Source organism: Pantoea sp. VS1 (assembly GCF_002207995.1).
Lineage (GTDB): Bacteria > Pseudomonadota > Gammaproteobacteria > Enterobacterales > Enterobacteriaceae > Pantoea > Pantoea dispersa.
In genome coordinates, this window is the sequence record NZ_NHZE01000052.1 from 48,234 (window position 1) to 65,246 (window position 17,013).

The window sequence follows — 17,013 nt, forward strand, 5'->3', positions numbered from 1 at the left end:
ATGTGGCAGGGTTATTTACGCGCATCATCAAAAATATTTTATACAGATCAAGGAGGATATAATGATGAATAACAATACGCAGCATAATTTCGCCTCCCTCCGGCATTGGCTGGTGATCATCTTCATCATTCCTGTAATAAGCATCCTGTCGGCCTGTCAAAGTGCAGATAAACATCATAACCGTGCACGCGCGGAATCGGTTGAGGTCACTTTTGTTGCCGCCAGCAATATTAATAAAAACAGCGAAGGGGAAGCGAATCCTTTGCGGATAATGGTGTACCAGCTCACTCAGCCGCAGGCCTTTATGTCCAGCGATTTTATTACGCTGACAGAGAATAGCGATCCTGAACTGTCGCGCCAGACGCAGCTGATTTATGACACCATCATTTTACCCGGTGAAAAGAAAAACCAGATTTTTGATCTCTCCGACAAAGTTGAACAATTGGGCATTATTACCGCTTATCGGGATATTTCAGATTCACTCTGGAAGGTGAATTATATCCTCCCTGTTAAGCCTGAACCTCGCTGGTATCAGCAGATGCTGCGCCCTTTTTATCGTGAAAAAGCCTGGCTGCCGCACATTATTGTCAGGATGGATAACCTGACCACTTCAGTTAAAACGGTAAATTAAATCATGAGAACAAATAAAGTTGTCTGGAGTGAAGGCTTATTTCTGCGTCCGCAGCTTTTTCAGCAGCAGGAGCGTTATCTGGAATATTATTCCCACAAGCGGGCAATGACGATTACGCCTTTTTTCTGGGGTTTTTCGGCCTATGAAATTGACCGGGAAGCGCTGTCATACGGCAAGCTGGTGCTGCGCGCCGCCAGCGGCGTGCTGCCGGACGGCACACCGTTTGATATGCCCGGGCATGCGGAGTTACCGCTGCCGCTGACTATCGCCCCTGAGCATCTGGGCAAAATGATTTATCTGGCCGTGCCGCTGCGTCTGGATAACAGCAATGAAACCATTTTTGATGAGTATGACAACAGTTCGCTGGCGCGCTTTTGCGGCCATGAAACGGAAGTCAGTGACACTAATGCGATCCACCAGGGAGCGAAACCGGTGCAGCTGGCACAGCTGCGGTTACGTCTGGTGGCAGAGCATGAAATGACCGAGTCATGGATTGGCTTGCCGCTCACGCGGGTTCGTGCCATTCAGCCGGATGGGAGCGTCTTACTGCACACCGAAGATCATATTCCCCCGGTCACCGGCTATGGTGCCAATGCGTTGCTGAACGAATGGCTGACCCATCTCAATGGCTTAATCAAAATTCGTGCTGGCATGCTGGCCACCCGCCTGTCAAACAGCGATGGCAAAGCCAGCGCCAGTGCAGAAATTGTCGATTATCTGTTGCTGCAGATTTTCAATAAGTACGAACCGCTGCTTGACCATCTGCGCACTATCCCGGAATTGCCGCCCATCATGCTGTATCAGGAACTGGCGAAGTTTGCCGGTGAACTTTCTACCTTCATCCGGGTAAAAACGCGCCGTCCAAACCCGGCTCCGGGGTATAAGCATGACAGTCTGTACACCTCCATCCGCCCGCTGGTGGATGATATCCATGAACAGCTTAACCAGATCCTGGTCCGTGCTGGCCAGATGATCACGCTGGAAGCACGGGGCAATGGTGTCTGGTCGGCGAATGTGTTGCCGAATGAACTGCGCGGTTTCAGTAATCTGGTGGTGGCGGTTTCCGCTCAGCTGCCCATGGATGTCCTGCAGCATCAGTACCTGTCGCAGGCCAAATTCAGTGCGCCGCAGCAGCTGCATGAGCTGGTCCGTTCCCATTTACCCGGACTGGAGATTCAGCCGCTGCCGGTGCCGCCGCGCCAGATTCCTTACAGTGCCGGCCATGTCTATTTTGAACTGATCAAGAGCGGACCTTTCTGGGATCGTATCGCCAGCAGCGGCGCGATTGCCCTGCACGTGGCAGGCGATTTCCCCGGCCTGAAGATGGAACTGTGGGGAATTCGTGACTGATGAGCGAGCACAACGATTTCAGCCTTAACCACCGCTTGTTTGATGCGCCGCCTGCCGGTGAGGGCAGCAGTCAGGGGCTGGGGCATTTCTTACTCGATGATTCCGGCGGTTTCGCTGATGTCACGGCTGGCGCGACGCCTCAGCCCGATGCGACAAGCGAGCGCTACGACAGCAGCCGGTTACGCAGTGAAAGCATTCATGAGCGCGTGAATCGCGTGAAAAGCGCGGCGTCGCCGCTGCTGGAAGCCGCGCTGCCGTTATTGCGGGCGTTGAGTGAAATCCCCGAACAGGTTAACGGCCATCAGGAAGCCAGCCTGCTGAAAGAGACGCTGAAAAGAGAGATCACCCTGTTCAGCGTGGTCTGTGATGAAGCGGATATCTCATGGAAAAAAATGGCCATCGTGCGCTATTGCCTGTGTACCGCGCTGGATGAAGCCGTCCTCGCCTTGCCGTGGAGCCAGGAGGTGAAATGGTCGCAGAGCAACCTGCTGAACCATTTCGAAGGTGATAACGACGGCGGCGTTAAGTTCTTCCTGCTGGTTGGCCGGCTCTCTATATCGCCACAGGAATATACCGATGTGCTGGAAATCCAGCTGATGATTCTGGGGCTGGGTTTTGAGGGACGCTACAGCATTGTTGAGAACGGCGAACGCCAGCTTAACCGTATTCGCCAGCGCTTGCTGACGTTACTGCAAAGCGCACGTGAAGATCGCGGCGCACTGCTGGCGCCTGATGCCATTCCGCTGCGGGGCGGCGCTAAGCGCTTTGACTATGCCATTCCGGTGCGTATTAGCGCGTTACTCGCCGGGGTCATCATTGCCGGCAGTTTCATCTATGCGAAATACCACCTTCTGATCCCCGAAAGCCAGGTTATTACGCGCATTGATGCTGCCGCGCGCTTGCCGGAAGTGATTCCACCTCAGCCGGTTGCCCGCCTGAGGCTGGCCACTCTGCTGCAGGAAGAGATTGCACGCAAGCTGGTGAGTGTGGACGAAACGCCGGAACGCAGCCTGGTGATCTTCCGCGGCGACGGCATGTTCAAAACCGGGACCTTCGACGTCATGGAAAGCACCCAGGATGTCCTGCGTCGGGTGGCAGAAGAAATTCATCGCGTGAAGGGTAAAGCGCTGATCGTCGGTTATACCGACTCGCAGCCCATCAATAAGCCCGGCATTCCCAATAACCAGGTTCTGGCTGAAAAGCGTGCCGCCAGCGTGGCGCAATGGCTGGAGAAAGCCGGTATCACGGCCGATCGCATTCAGGTTGAAGGCAAGGGAGACAGCGATCCCGTTGCCAGCAATGCCACGCCAGAAGGGCGAGCGCAGAACCGCCGCGTCGAAATATTAGTCAATTATTAATGGACAAAACATGTCAGTGTTGAATCGAATATTTTCAGGAACAGGCTTAAGACGCTTCGCGCTTATCGCGTGTTTTGCGGTGCTGGCGGCGGCAGTCTGGTTTCTCGGGCCCTGGTTTGGCTTTGGCGAAGTGACGCCCTGGGCCAGCGTTGAGAGCCGTGTCATTATGCTGGTTCTTCTGCTGGTGATGTTGCTCCTGCGCTGGTACCGCCTGCCGCTGTTTGTGGATGTCGCGCTGTTCGTTATGGCGCTGGTGTGGATCATCGGTCCGCACATCATGGTGGGCGAACGTTACCCGTTAAAAAGCCCGGCGCATCGCTGGACGGTGATAGCGCTGCTGCTGGTGGTGACTGCGCTGTGGGGATTGTGGTGCCTTTTACAGGCGCTGGCGGTCAATCCGGAGCTGTTGAATAAATTTCGCAGCCAACGCGTGACCTCCGGCAATAAACCCGACCTGCGCGCCATCAATCAGACCATCGCTGCCGGCGTTAAATACACTCAGCGTATTCATCGCGCGCTGCCGCTGTGGCGCCGCTTTTTCAGCTTTACAGACAGCAAAAACCGCTTGCCGTGGTTTATGGTGCTGGGTAGCGAAGGCGCAGGCAAAACCACCATGCTGTTCTCTTCCGGGCTGGATTTTCCGTTACCCGATCAACTTAATCGCCAGGGGCGCGAAAACCCACCGACAGAGAATATCGAGTGCCTGTATACCAACGAGGCTCTGTTTCTGGATACCGCCGGCAAATATCTGCTGGATATCCCACAAGCCCGGCAGGAGTGGCAGGGTGTGCTGGCTGCCTTAAAAAAATACCGCCCGCAACGCAGCATCAGCGGCGTGGTGGTCGCCCTCTCCGTGGCCGATATCCTGCACAGGAATCAGGCGGAGCGCCTTGCTATTGCGGCGGCCTTGCGTGCGCGCCTGAGTGAAGCACGCGAGAAACTCGGGCTGCGTTTTCCTGTTTACGTCAACATCACGCATATGGATATGCTGACCGGGTTTAGCGCCTATTTTCGCGATTTGACGGCCGCTGAGCGGGAACAGGTGCTGGGGGTCACGCTGCCTTTTGATCGTCAGTCACCGGTGAGCGCGGCTGAGCTGAGCAACGACATCCTTAACGCGTTGAGTAAACTGGAAGCGCGTCTGAGCAGCACACTGTGCCAGCGCCAGCTGGAAGAGTATGACGTTACCGATCGCAAACAGATGTATGCCTTACCGCAGGACTTTCGTTTACTGGCACACAGCGTAGCGGAGATGTTACAGCATCTGTTTTTATCCTCGCGCTACGACGAAACCCAGTTTAATACCACGCTGCGCGGCATCTATTTTATCAGCAGCTGTCAGCCGGACGATAAAGGGCTGCTCAATAATAATACGGTGGTGCAGCGCTGGCGTAATGTGGTGAACAACCAGTCTCCCGACACGGCCACCTCTTACAGTATTAAGCGGGAAGAAGCGGGCGTCATCAATGCTGCCGCCTGGGGCAAACACTACTTTCTGCGCCAGCTTTTCACCGAGGTCATCAGTGCCGATGGCGATCTGGTCCGATCCAGCCTGCGGATGCGCACGCGGGATCGCTTACAAAACCTTGCCGGGCATCTCGCGGCGGTGTTACTCACGGTCTGGTTGGTCTGGGGCATCGTCACCAGTTTTCAGCTCAACCGCGACTACCTCGCCACTCTTGCGGTACGTACAACGCAACTCACTGAAAAAGTGGAGGATTATGTCACGCACCCGGAACAGCAGCTGTTACCTGGCGTGTTGTACAGCACTCAGGCACTGGATCAGTATCTGGGGCTGGATATTGATAACCCGCCGCTGAACTGGCGCTACGGTCTGTATACCCCGGGCACCATCGATCGGCGTGCAGACAAGCTCTACACCTTCTTTTTACAAAATGCCTTACTGCCTAAACTGCAGGATCAGGCGGCCACCACGTTAAGCCACGCGATTGCTGAAAACGATACCGGTGCCACCTGGGATGCCCTGAAGCTCTACCTGATGCTCAGGGGGGAGGGCGATAGCGATCGCACTTTTCTGCTTGCGCAGATCAACCAGCAGTGGAAAGCGTCCGGCAAGATTGAGGCTTATGGCGAGCAATCCACTTTTGACAGCCACCTGAATGCGCTGTTCTCCTCGCGCGGCTGGCAGGAGAAAGCCCGCCAGCTCGATCCGGTGCTGGTGAAACGCGCCAGAGACCTGCTGGCGCAGAGCCCGCAAACCACCCGCATCTGGCAACATTTCAAACAAAAGATGATGGCCGAAGCGCCCCCCAATGTCACCCTGCAGGCGATGGTCGACCCGCAGGCACCGATGATTTTTAAGCTGATGCCGCCGGCAGATGACCAGGATGGCGTGCCGGGCCTCTTTACCCGGGATGGCTGGCGTAACCTGGTAAAAAAGCAGCTCGCCACGTCGCTGGTCGGTTTACAGCGTGAGGATAGCTGGGTGCTGGGAAAGCCGGCGGTGGTGGTCAACCCGTTGACGCTGCGTGATGAGGTCCTGACGCTCTATCTGCAGGAGTACAGCCAGCACTGGCAGCGTTTCCTGTCGGCCATCCGGCTCATTCCTATGAGCGGGCAGCAAAATCTCACGCTGGATGTGGCGCTCTTGCGAACGCTGGTGGCCGATAACTCTCCGCTGCGCAGCCTGCTGGAGCGCGCGGTAATGGAGACGACGCTGGCGGAAAGCCGCGATAAAGCGTTGCAGGATGCCCTGCAGCATGAAATCCGCACCGGCCGGCTGGTGCAGCAGGCGACGCGTGTCAAACAGGGTATCGATTTCCGCGAGCAGCGCCTGGTGAATCAGTATGTGGACTTTCCGTTCAGCTCGCTGCGTCGTTTTGTCGGCGGCGAGCAAAGCAGCGGCGGCGTCAACCCCAATCAGACCGTGGGGCTGAACAGGCTGATGAATTTGCTGACCGATCAGTATACCCGCTACGTGGTTTATAACAGCGCGCTGGATGAGGGCGATATCCCGGTAATGGGACCGGACAGTGCCAGACTGGCGGCAGAGTCGCGCACCTGGCCGGAGCCGGTCAAAGGCATCCTGATGCCGCTGCTGAGGCGTTCCAATGAGACCATCCGGAAAAGCATTGTCAAACTGAGCGTGACGGCGATCGACAATGGCATCGGCCAGATGTGTCGTAACACCCTGCAGGGACGTTATCCGTTTGCCCCGGGCCGGCAGGAAGTTTCGCTGGCGGAATTTGAGCGTTTCTTTGCGACAGACGGCGTGGTGGATGGCTGATTCAAACAGCATCTTGCTGACAAAGTCGATACATCCACTTCCCCATGGCGCTACAAAGGCAGCGAAGGCGGACAGGGGCTGGATTTCTTTGAGCAGGCAGCGGCGATACGCGACGCCTTCTTTGATGCCAGCGGGCGCAGGGTATCACTCAACCTGACCACCCAGGTGCATTACCTGTCACCGGCAATCTCTCAGCTGACGCTGAACATCGGCGCAGAAACGCTGCGTTATTCGCATGGCCCGGTTATTACGCAGGCGCTGCACTGGCCAGCCGGCGGGCTGCACGCTGCCGTCAGAATGACAGGCCAGCGGCTTCCCTCGTCTGCCATGCCCGACCTCACTTTTGACGGTGCATGGGCAGTGCTGCGCTGGCTGGACAGCGCAAAGCGTGTCAGCACCAGCCAGCGCGGAGAGGGGCAAATTTATCAATGGTCGCTGGGAGGCAAGCCGGTGGAACTGGAGATTGCCGGTCTCGACAACGGTAAACACACCCTGCAGGAGATCCTGCGCGACATGCGTTGCCCAGGGTAAGGAGAACACGCGGAAATGTGGATGAAACGCGGTGTTCCCGTTAAGCGTTTACTGGCCTTGCTGCCCGGGATTATTGATGAGCAAACACAGGGCGGAAAAAGCGCGGCACAGCTAGCACAGCTCAGTTCGTCGCTCAGTCTGGCCATGCCTTCGCTGCTGTCGCAGCCGGCGCTGGCGAAATATCCCTGGTGCTTCGTCATGCCCGCACACCACGTATCACCCGGCTTGTACCTGACCGGCGCGTGTGTGACCGACGCAGGGCAAAGCGCGAGGGCGATGGTCGCCGTGCTGCTGCGTGGCACCGATCTGGTGCGCCTGCTGAAACTGGAGCCCGGCCTGCCGTTCTGGATGATGCGTGCGCTGGCCGCATGGCGTGAGGACGGAGAACGGGGGGCGATGAGCGAACAGATTGCCACGGATTGCCGCGAGCTGCTGGCGCATATGTTCGTGCCGCGCTGGCAGCAACTTCTCCGGCCAGCAACGCAACATGCTCAGCTGCGCCAGCGCCTGAGTGAATTGCGCTGTGAAACGGATTTTGTGCTGGAAGGAAAAAAGGGGGGCGATGTCATGCCCTGGCGGCACTGGCCTGACTGCCTGTTACCTGCCGGCTATCTCTGGCTCTGGCGGCAAAATCGCCATGGACAACTGATTGAATCGCAGCGGAAATCGCTGGCTAACCCCGTGGCATGAGCGCTGAGGCGCTTGCACTACCCATCGTATAACAGGAATGACTATGTCGAGGACGATAACACTTAGCAGCCCGGCGATGCCCATGTTACTGGGTGAACCGGCGCTGATTTTAAACCGCATAGAGGGCGAAGAAGCGTTCTCCACCCTTTACAGCTATACGCTGCTGGTGAAAACACCGGCAAATCCACTGATTCCGTGGCAGGCAGCCTCGAATGTGGATATTAAAGCTTTAATCGGCAAAGAGATGACCGTGTGTATCGAACTGGATGGTAACGGGCTGGGGAATCTCCCCGGCGTCGGCCGCGGCAGGCGTGAACTCTCCGGGCTGGTGGAAAAGGCTCGCTACAAAGGGCGTGATGCCAACCAGGCGCTGTTTGAAATTGTTATCCGTCCGTGGCTGTGGCTGACCACGCTCACTACTGACTTTAAAATTTTCCAGCAAAAAAATGTCGTCGAGATTATCGAGGATGTGCTGGCTGACTACGCTTTCTCGTTTGAAAAGCGCCTCACTGCCCGTTACCCGACGCTGGATTATCAGGTGCAGTACGGTGAAACCGACTTCGATTTTATTGAACGACTGATGGAAGAGTGGGGCATCTACTGGTTCTATGAGCATCAGGAGCAGAAACACAAGCTGATTCTGGTCGACCATGTCGGCGCGCACAAAGCGACCGACAGCGCCGCCTATCATGTCATTGATTACCTGCCCGATGAACCGAAGGCCGACGCAGAGTATATCGCGGTGTTTGAACATCAGGAGATGCTGACCAGCGGTCGCTGGGTGACCAATGATTATGACTTCACCAAATCGCGCGCCGATATTCTCTCGGTGGATGTCAAAGCGAGAAAAACCAGCTTCAACCAAATGGAGGTGTTTCACTGGCCGGGAGATTATGAGCAACCCGCGATTGGCGAACAGCTGGCGCGCATCCGGGCTGAAGAGCGCGGCTGCAGAGGTTCGCGTTCGTCAGGCAGTGGTGAACTGCGGGGGATAGTATGCGGGACCTGGTTCTCGCTGGTGGGCTATCCGGTTGAGAAGGTCAACCGCGACTACATGGTGATTACCAGCGCCCTGCAGATTCAGGAAATTAACCAGGTCACCGATGAAGCGACGTACAGTGTTAACTGCCAGTTCAGCGTGCAGCCCACCAGCAAAATTTATCGCCACCCGCAGACGGTAAGAAAACCGCGCACCTACGGACCGCAAAATGCCATCGTTGTCGGACCAGAAGGAGAAGAAGTCTGGACGGATGAATATGGCCGGGTAAAAGTCCGCTTTACCTGGGACCGCTATGGCGTAAACCGTGAATCCGACTCCTGCTGGCTGCGCGTCAGTCAGGCGTGGGCCGGTAACCAGTTTGGCGGCATCTACATCCCGCGTATTGGTCATGAGGTGATTGTTGATTTCATCAACGGTGACCCTGACCGTCCGCTGATCATGGGCAATCTGTATAACAACGTTACCCTGCCGCCGTGGGATCTGCCGGTCAACGCCACGCAGAGCGGCCTGATCAGCCGCACCATCGGTGGCGGCAAAGCCAATTACAACGGCGTGCGTTTTGAGGACAAGCCTGGTCAGGAGTATTACTGGGAGCAGGCCGAGCGTGATATGGATCGCCTGACCAAACGCAATGAAACGCAGACGATTGGCGTGGATTCAGATATCAGCGTTGGCTCGAACCGTAAATTAGTGGTCGGAACCGATTACACCAAAAATGTCGGGGCCAACGCGACTTACGCCATCGGTTCTAATTCCAGCCTGCAGATCGGATCAAACAGCGACATCGTTGTCGGTTCCTGTTACTCAAAAACGGTCGCCAGTGCTTACAGCAAAATGATCGGCAGTAGCGCCAGCGTGCAGGTCGGAAGCACCTACAGCATGACGGTCGCCGCAGCACACTCCACCAACGTGGGGGGCGCCAAGATGATCAACGTCGGCGGCGCGATGCTGACCAACGTTGGCGGCGCGCACATGATCAGCGTAGGCGGTGCGGCCACCCTGGCGGTCGGCGGCGTGGTCAGCATTGGCGCGGGCGGAGAGGCCATCCTCACTGCGAATACCGTTAAAATTGTCGGCAAATCACGCGTGGTGATTCAGGGCGGTATTGTCGAAATTAACCCGGGTGATTCTGCCGCCGTCGCTGCCGGTGGCGTTGGGCTGGCCAGTCTGGCCGGGCTGGCGGGGCTCGGTGGGCTGATGAAAGCCCGACCCATTCTGGGCGGCATCGCGTTACCGCTGCCACTGCCGGTCTTGCCGGTCTGGCCACCGATTCAGACGCCAGAGCCGACCCAGACGCCGGAACCGACGCCGACAGAAACCCCATCGCCGACGCCGACAGAAACCCCGACGCCGACGCCAACAGAAACCCCAACGCCGACGCCGACAGAGACACCAACGCCGACACCAACCGGCTCGGCGACACCGGAGCCGTAACCATTACGGTGCATCAGGGGAGGGCTTTCCTCCCCTTTATCTCCCTCATGCAAAGGAAGCATAAAATGAAACCTGCTGCCCGTGTCAGCGACTCAATCAGCCATGGCGGCACCATTGTCAGTGGCTCAGGTGATGTAATGATCAACAGTCTGCCTGCGGCCCCGGTCGGCATCAGTAACGCAGTCTGCAGCATTGATGGCTCAACCGTGGTGGCTTCGGGATCGGGTACGGTGCTGATCAATAACCAGCCCGCCGGGCGTCTGTCAGATTCGACAGCATGCGGCGCCAAGATTGTGTCGGGTTCCGGCAATGTGCTGATTGGCGGATAACATGCAAATTCAGATCGTCTGGCCAGAACGGCCTGGCCGCGTTGCGCTGTTGCCACACCATAACGTTCATCAGCCGCTCTGTTTCGATGTGATAACCGGGCAATTTAGCGAACAGCGACTGGCCGATGCCAGCCAGACGTTATTCTGGCTGCGTCATCAGCGGCTGATGATTGGCGCAGAAGCGCAGGAGTATGTGTGCCGGGTGGAGGGGCAGCCGCTCGCGCTGGGGGAAACACTGACGCTGCAAGTGGGGGCACGGATACAGGCAGGACAATTTCTGCTCGAGGTCTGTGACGATCCCGCTGAAGACGGGATTAGCCACTTGCTGCCCATTGATGAAACGATTCCTGATCTGGCATCACTGATCAATCACGGTGGGCATTATACCCCTTATCGTGAGGCCGCCGGGTACGTGAGCGAAGGCTTGCGTGATGATGATCCGCTGAAATCACTGGCGCAGGAATATAAGCACTATCTGCTGTGGGGTGAACAGCAAAATATCGCGCGTGACAATCAGCCGCATAACACGCCGGCACCCGAGCGTTTCAGTGACAGCCTGCATATTCAGGACGAAATAAAAAATAAGACGGTTTCAGAATGCGTTATCGATAACAGCGTCATGATGGCGCGCATATTTAAAGATCTGATGATCGATGCGCAGGATCTGCCTGAAGATGAAGCGGTGATATCCGTTGAGTTATTACGGGAGTTAGCCCCGGAACATCTTAAACAGATCGAAAAACGCGCGGTATCTGAGTTGGTTTATCGTGAGCTTTATAAACTGGAGCTGGACAGCCACTTATAAAACCGGAGGGACATAGAGATGAATATTAACGGATTGATTGGTCAGCAGGCTCTTACACAGACTCTGGCGCAGGCGGTGGCGGCGGTGAAAGCTAACCCAGTCAGCAGCGATTTACGCATTCAGCTAAGTAAACTCTATTGCCTGCAGGCTGACTGGGACCGCGCGCTCCGCCAGCTGGAGATTGTGGCGAAAACCGATCCTGAGGCGATACGCCAGTGTGAACTGTACAAAAACTTAATTCTGAGCGAGCGATTACGTGGCCTGGTGCTGACCGGCGAGCGTGAAGCCGGCAACCTGGGCGATGCGCTCCCCGAGTGGTGTGGTTTGCTGAACAAAGCCAATGCGCTCTACCACGCCGGTCAGGGTGGGGAAGGTGAGCAGGTCAGGCAGAGCGCGCTGGAAGCGGCCAGTATGCTGGCCGGCTACAGTGATGAAATGGACCACTTTGCGTGGATGGCTGATGGGGACGATCGGCTGGGTCCGGTGTGTGAATTTATCTCAGCCGGCGGTTATCGCTGGGTGCCATTTGCGGAAATTGATCGGCTGAGCGTGGAAAAACCCGCAGCGCTGACCGATCTCGTCTGGGCACCGGCAACGCTAGTCGTGAACGGACGCAGCCATAAGGGCTATATTCCGGCGCGCTATCCGCTCGCCAGCGACAGCGATGCGCGTTTTTTACTCGGGACACTGACCGAGTGGCATGAAAATGCACACGGTCGTTTTACCGGCCACGGCCGCAAAATGTGGATCACCAGCAGCGGTGAATACGCGTTGTTTGAGGCAGGCGACATTCATCGCTAAGTGGGCGGGATGAGATGAAAGAGAAAAAACCGTATCTGCCTTGCCTGCTGGAACGTTTGCTGGATGACGAACCGAGGAAACGTGAGGAAACCTGGGACAAATTCCATTTTGACCAGCGTAAAATGAAGACGTTAATTTTGGCCAATATCAGTGAAATCCTGAATAACGCTAATATTGAGCCACAGCTCGATGAGGGTATTCATCGTGAAGTGGCGTGTTCGGTGCTCAATTATGGCGTTTCGCCGCAAGTCGGCAGCTACTCAAATACCCATAACTGGAACCGACTTGAGCATCTCATCCGCGAAGCACTGATTCGTTTTGAACCCCGACTGCTGGCGGACAGCATTATCGTCAGCCTGAATGGCGAGCGGCGCGCGCCAATAAAGCAGGGGATTATCAGCTTCACGATTCATGCCCTGGTAAAATGGTCACCTCAGCCCTTTGATCTGTGTCTCGGTGCACGCTACGAAGTCGAAACCGAAAACATTAATCTGCAGTTAACCTGAGCGGGAGAGTGAACAGCACGAGCGGGTGAAATAGCGGGTGCAGCAAACGTCAGCAGGGCAGTGCGCTGTCTATTTTCTCATCGTCACGCTGGCAACCTGGTAGCTATGTTCTGATGTTGCTGCTGATCTCTGAAATTCCGCTTATTAAGCCAGGTTTCACTAAAAACCAACAACCACGGCGTTATCACTGGCCCATCGCCCTGACTTTCACGTCAGGGTGGTGAATAATGTTAGTTATTCGTTATCAATATTGCGGGCGAAAATGCCCCTGCCACGCCTGTCAGCGCAAGTATTATCTTTTCCCATTATTCCTTATCCTGATGTTAAATGGCTGGGCTAAATGCTTTGTGTTTGACGGAAATGCTTTTATATCATCGTGTTAATGTTATTTTAATCAGGCCGGGGCAGCACAATAATAAGCGATCTCCTACAGATTATTCCGGGGTGTGTCGCTATCGTAGCCTGACTTAGCACGACGTTTCATTTGAGCTAATTGTCTCATTTAATGCCAGGGCATCAGACCAAAATGAAAAAAGTGATCATCGTGGAAGATCATCCTGTGGTTCGGTTCGCAGTCAAAACGCTACTGGAAAGAGCGGAGATGTTGGTGGTGGCAGAAACTGACAATGGTGTGGATGCGGTACAGCAAACCCGCGATCTGTTGCCCGACTTAGTGCTGCTGGATATCGGATTACCCAGAATTGATGGATTGCAGGTTTTAGAGCGATTACGCGCCCTGGCGTTGCCCTTAAAAATTCTGGTCCTGACGTCACAGGTCAGCGCCCATTTTGCGCAGCGCTGTCAGCAGGCCGGCGCCGATGGCTTCATCACCAAAATGGATGGTCTCAGCGAACTCACCGATGCTATCCGGGTGGTGATGCGCGGCTACAGCTATTTTCCCCGTTATGATCAACCCACGCCGCTGCTGCCAGCCGGCGAGTGCAGTGACAGCACCCTGCTTAATACTCTTTCCGACCGTGAGTTAAGCGTGCTCATTCATATCGCGAAAGGCCTGGGCAATAAACAAATTGGCGATCGGCTGCTATTAAGTGAAAAAACCATCAGTACGTATAAGCATCGTCTGAAGCATAAACTCAATGCGCAAACCGTGGTGGAATTAATTGATTTTGCCCGACGCAATCAGCTGCTTTAACTGACAGAGTTAATAACCAGACCCATGTTAAAATAACGACATAAACCATGATGACAGGCGGCAAGGCTGATGATGGATCGCCAGTTTGAAGACACCATGATGGCGTTAATGGTCACGACACTGACAGAGGACCTGGCAAAAATGAAACGACTCAGCTTGCCAGACGATAACATCAGGATCGCCGATCTGGTTCATCGCATGACGGGCAGCTTGCGCATTGCCCATCAGACTCGCCTGGCACAGGCCTGTCTGCATTTTGAAGCGCAGTGCCGCCATGGCACCACCAAAACGGCGGTTCCTGATGTAATGTATAAGGCTTTGCAGCAGCGGCTGGAGCACTATTTATTGCGTTTGCGCCATGCCATTACACTGGCTGACGTAACGGAAGAAAATGACTAATCAGCACGCGTGGTGCGGTTCATCGCGTTTTGTCAGAAGCCATGCTGCTGAGCGAAGCGAATTAACTCGCTGGCATTACGCGTTTTTAATTTATGCATGATATTGCGCTTGTAAGTGCTGATGGTCTTCGGGCTCAGCCCCATTTCATCCGCGATCATCTTATTGGTAAAGCCCCCCCCTAACTGCCGTAAAATCTGCAGTTCCCGCCGGGTCAGAGTGGTGAGTAAATGTTGCTCATCCAGCGCGTGTTCTGCTGGCTCCTGCGGCGAGCACGCCACGGGTAACCCCGCCTGGCGACTGGCGGCCAGACCGTTAAGCACCGCATTGATGGCCTTGAGACCCGCGCTTTTGTTGAGGCAACCCAGCAGGACAATGCTGGCACCGCGCAGCAGCCAGGCGGCACTTTCTGTCGCAGTAAACACCAGGCAGCGCAAATCGTTTCCTCTGAGCGCGCTGAGGCGAAGTTCGTCCAGTGCCAGCGCCGGCAGCGACAGGGGATCGATAATCAACAGATCGGCCTGACCCGCCGCCACCGCGTCCACTAAAGGGGCGGCATGTGAAGTCGAAGCGATCACCGTGTCACCCCGGCTCACAACCAGATGTTCAAGTCCATCACGCATGAGGGGATGCGCATCATAAATAATTATTTTCATAAACTCGCCTGGTGTAAAAATAGCCCTGAATATGCGCAGTCGGCATCGCACATTGCATGAATAATGTTGCCAGAGAGCATCAAATAAATCATCGGAAGAGAGTGGACTTTACGGGCAGAACAGGGCAGGTAAGATATTCCTTACAGCCAGATAAGTATTGGATGAGCCGGCTTAAAAGTCGCTATCGCTATGATGACATTATTCCTGGGCGTCATAGGGCTGTGTGATGACATTTATTAACCGGCATAAAAAAATCTCCGTTGCGCTGCTGGATGATCATCCGTTGATCCATTATTCCTTTGAGATAATGGCACTGCAATATCCGTCCCTGCATGTCACGGGATGTTTTACCCGTAGCCATGAATTACTGGCACATTTACGGCTGACGACGCCGGATGTAGTCGTACTGGATTACCGGCTTGATGAAAGTGAGCCTGACGGGCTGGCGCTAATGCCGCAAATTCACACCTCCCATCCCGATATGCCTGTTTTACTGGTCTCGTCGGTGGCCAGTCGGGCGATTGTCTGCGCGGCTTTTCAGGCAGGAATTAAAGGCTATATTCATAAAGGTGAGGAGAGCCCGCGCTACGTTGACGCGATTCATACCGTGGCCGCCGGTGAGCGCTATGTTTCTGCCAGTCTTAACCTGCAGTTGCCCGTGCAGGTCAGCGAAAATTCCCCGCCCGGGAGAATCAGCCCCCTTCATCAGCGCCTGAGCCACCTGCTGACGCCCTGCGAGGCTGACGTGATACGCTGTTTTCTCAACCGCATGACCACCACAGAAATCGCGGACAAATTCCAGCGCAGCCCCAAAACCATCAGTGGTCATAAACAGGCGGCGAAGAAAAAACTGGGGCTCGGCTCTGATTCTGAGCTATTTAAACTGTATGCCGATCGCAGCAGCGAACCGGATGACACGGCATAACACAGGCGCTGGGATCATCCCTCCGTTGTTATGCTTGTCGGGTCTGAATCCTGCAACACGTTGACCCGGACGATCGGCGATCACAGAATGACAGGGTACGCGACACTAACCCGCCAGCCTGACGCAGCGCCTGCAGCGTCAGTAAACATGGCACAACACCTTAAGCGGAGAGAGAGGCATGTATCACCCTGACGTGCAGGTAATCAGAACGGCGCAGCAGTGGGCGGAAGCGCAGCCGGTGTGGCTGTGTACCGTGCTCAGCACGTACGGCTCATCGCCGCGCCCGCCGGGCGCGATGATGGTGATTCGCGCCGATGGGCGCTACAGCGGTTCCCTTTCCGGCGGCTGCGTCGAGGAGAATTTTATCACCCGCGTTCAGCAGCAGGCGTTCTCTGCCGCCAGTCAACTGGTGCGCTACGGTGAGGGGGGCGACACGCCTGACCGCGCGCTGCCGTGCGGCGGCGTACTGGATATTCTGGTCGAACAGTTGCCAGCCGGTGCCGCCACGCTGCGCTATTTACAGCAGCTGGAGGATGCGCTGACCGGCGCGCGAGCCATCACCAAACGCCTGACGCTGCCGCAGCCGTGTCACGCGCTCGAGCCGGCGCCTTATACCCGCCGCACCCGCACCCAGGTCACTGACGGTGAAATCGTTCTGACCCTGAGTGCCGCGCCGCGCCTGATCCTTGCCGGACTCTCCAGCGTCGCTGTTTACTGTGCCAACTTCGCGCTGGCGCTGGGATTCGAAACCATCGTCTGTGAACACCGTGAAGAGGTGCTGAGCAATATGGCGGCCGAACTGGCGCCGGACGTCAAACTGGTGCAGCAGTTTCCGGCAGTGTATCTGGAACGCGAGGGCTGTCATGCCGCTACGGCGATCCTCTCGCTGACGCATGATGCGCGTATTGACGATCTCACCATGATGGAAGCGGTCAATCTGCCGGCATTTTATCTCGGTGCGATGGGCTCGCAGCGCAACAGCGCCAAACGCAAAGCGCGCCTGAGCGCGATTGCGGAGCTGACGCCGGCGCAGTTGCAGCGCATTCACGCACCGGTTGGGCTGGATATCGGCAGCAAAACCCCGGCGGAGATCGCGCTGGCAATCATGGCGGATATTGTGCGTCACAAAAATGGGTTAGCGGCAACGGATGCGCTCAGCCCGGTGCACGCAGCGTCTGAAGGATAACATCACTCACCCCAC

16 protein-coding genes are annotated in these 17,013 nt (G+C 55.9%); 15 read left to right on the top strand and 1 reads right to left on the bottom strand.

The window, feature by feature from the left end; translation table 11 throughout:
• Window positions 1–61 precede the first annotated feature (61 nt).
• The 13 genes from tssJ (at window position 62) to CBW22_RS20855 (ending at window position 14,234) form a co-directional block, all read left to right on the top strand.
• A complete protein-coding gene (gene tssJ, locus CBW22_RS20795; RefSeq protein WP_088517740.1) occupies window positions 62–631 on the top strand; it encodes a type VI secretion system lipoprotein TssJ in 570 nt (189 codons plus the stop codon).
• Window positions 632–634: 3 nt separating this feature from the next.
• Entirely contained in the window at window positions 635–1,981 is a 1,347-nt protein-coding gene (gene tssK, locus CBW22_RS20800) for a type VI secretion system baseplate subunit TssK (protein WP_088517741.1), read from the top strand.
• Window positions 1,981–3,339: a type VI secretion system protein TssL, long form gene (gene tssL, locus CBW22_RS20805; RefSeq protein ID WP_088517742.1), complete on the top strand. Its 1,359-nt coding sequence runs from the start codon at window positions 1,981–1,983 to the stop codon at window positions 3,337–3,339. The genes tssK and tssL overlap by 1 nt, the downstream gene beginning before the upstream one ends.
• 10 nt (window positions 3,340–3,349) lie before the next feature.
• The gene (gene tssM, locus CBW22_RS20810) at window positions 3,350–6,586 is read left to right on the top strand and encodes a type VI secretion system membrane subunit TssM (protein ID WP_088517743.1); all 3,237 of its coding nucleotides are present in this window, start codon (window positions 3,350–3,352) and stop codon (window positions 6,584–6,586) included.
• A gap of 165 nt (window positions 6,587–6,751) precedes the next feature.
• Window positions 6,752–7,117, top strand: coding sequence for a type VI secretion IcmF C-terminal domain-containing protein (locus tag CBW22_RS20815; RefSeq protein ID WP_088517744.1), 366 nt, complete (start codon window positions 6,752–6,754; stop codon window positions 7,115–7,117).
• Window positions 7,118–7,132: 15 nt separating this feature from the next.
• Window positions 7,133–7,807 carry a hypothetical protein gene (locus CBW22_RS20820; RefSeq protein WP_088517745.1) on the top strand — a complete coding sequence of 225 codons (675 nt, stop codon included), beginning with the start codon at window positions 7,133–7,135 and terminating at the stop codon, window positions 7,805–7,807.
• A 43-nt stretch (window positions 7,808–7,850) separates the two neighbouring features.
• A complete protein-coding gene (locus CBW22_RS20825) occupies window positions 7,851–10,241 on the top strand; it encodes a type VI secretion system Vgr family protein (RefSeq protein WP_088517746.1) in 2,391 nt (796 codons plus the stop codon).
• 65 nt (window positions 10,242–10,306) lie between these two features.
• Window positions 10,307–10,570: a PAAR domain-containing protein gene (locus tag CBW22_RS20830; RefSeq protein ID WP_088517747.1), complete on the top strand. Its 264-nt coding sequence runs from the start codon at window positions 10,307–10,309 to the stop codon at window positions 10,568–10,570.
• A 166-nt stretch (window positions 10,571–10,736) separates the two neighbouring features.
• Window positions 10,737–11,375, top strand: a complete 639-nt coding sequence (locus CBW22_RS20835; protein WP_176428160.1) for a TagK domain-containing protein — start codon at window positions 10,737–10,739, stop codon at window positions 11,373–11,375.
• A gap of 18 nt (window positions 11,376–11,393) precedes the next feature.
• The gene (locus CBW22_RS20840) at window positions 11,394–12,176 is read left to right on the top strand and encodes a type VI secretion system accessory protein TagJ (protein WP_088517749.1); all 783 of its coding nucleotides are present in this window, start codon (window positions 11,394–11,396) and stop codon (window positions 12,174–12,176) included.
• Window positions 12,177–12,190: 14 nt separating this feature from the next.
• Entirely contained in the window at window positions 12,191–12,682 is a 492-nt protein-coding gene (locus CBW22_RS20845; RefSeq protein WP_088517750.1) for a type VI secretion system baseplate subunit TssE, read from the top strand.
• Window positions 12,683–13,208: 526 nt separating this feature from the next.
• Window positions 13,209–13,835, top strand: a complete 627-nt coding sequence (locus tag CBW22_RS20850) for a response regulator transcription factor (RefSeq protein ID WP_088517751.1) — start codon at window positions 13,209–13,211, stop codon at window positions 13,833–13,835.
• Window positions 13,836–13,904: 69 nt separating this feature from the next.
• Window positions 13,905–14,234, top strand: a complete 330-nt coding sequence (locus CBW22_RS20855) for an Hpt domain-containing protein (protein ID WP_088517752.1) — start codon at window positions 13,905–13,907, stop codon at window positions 14,232–14,234.
• 32 nt (window positions 14,235–14,266) lie between these two features.
• Here CBW22_RS20855 and CBW22_RS20860 read toward each other — a convergent pair whose 3' ends face one another.
• Complete coding sequence (locus CBW22_RS20860; RefSeq protein ID WP_088517753.1) at window positions 14,267–14,887, bottom strand: response regulator transcription factor; 621 nt, start codon at window positions 14,885–14,887, stop codon at window positions 14,267–14,269.
• Between the two features lie 226 nt (window positions 14,888–15,113).
• Between CBW22_RS20860 and CBW22_RS20865 the strand changes: the two genes are divergently transcribed.
• Complete coding sequence (locus CBW22_RS20865; protein ID WP_088517754.1) at window positions 15,114–15,812, top strand: response regulator; 699 nt, start codon at window positions 15,114–15,116, stop codon at window positions 15,810–15,812.
• 178 nt (window positions 15,813–15,990) lie between these two features.
• Complete coding sequence (locus CBW22_RS20870; RefSeq protein ID WP_088517755.1) at window positions 15,991–16,998, top strand: XdhC family protein; 1,008 nt, start codon at window positions 15,991–15,993, stop codon at window positions 16,996–16,998.
• Window positions 16,999–17,013: the final 15 nt, after the last annotated feature.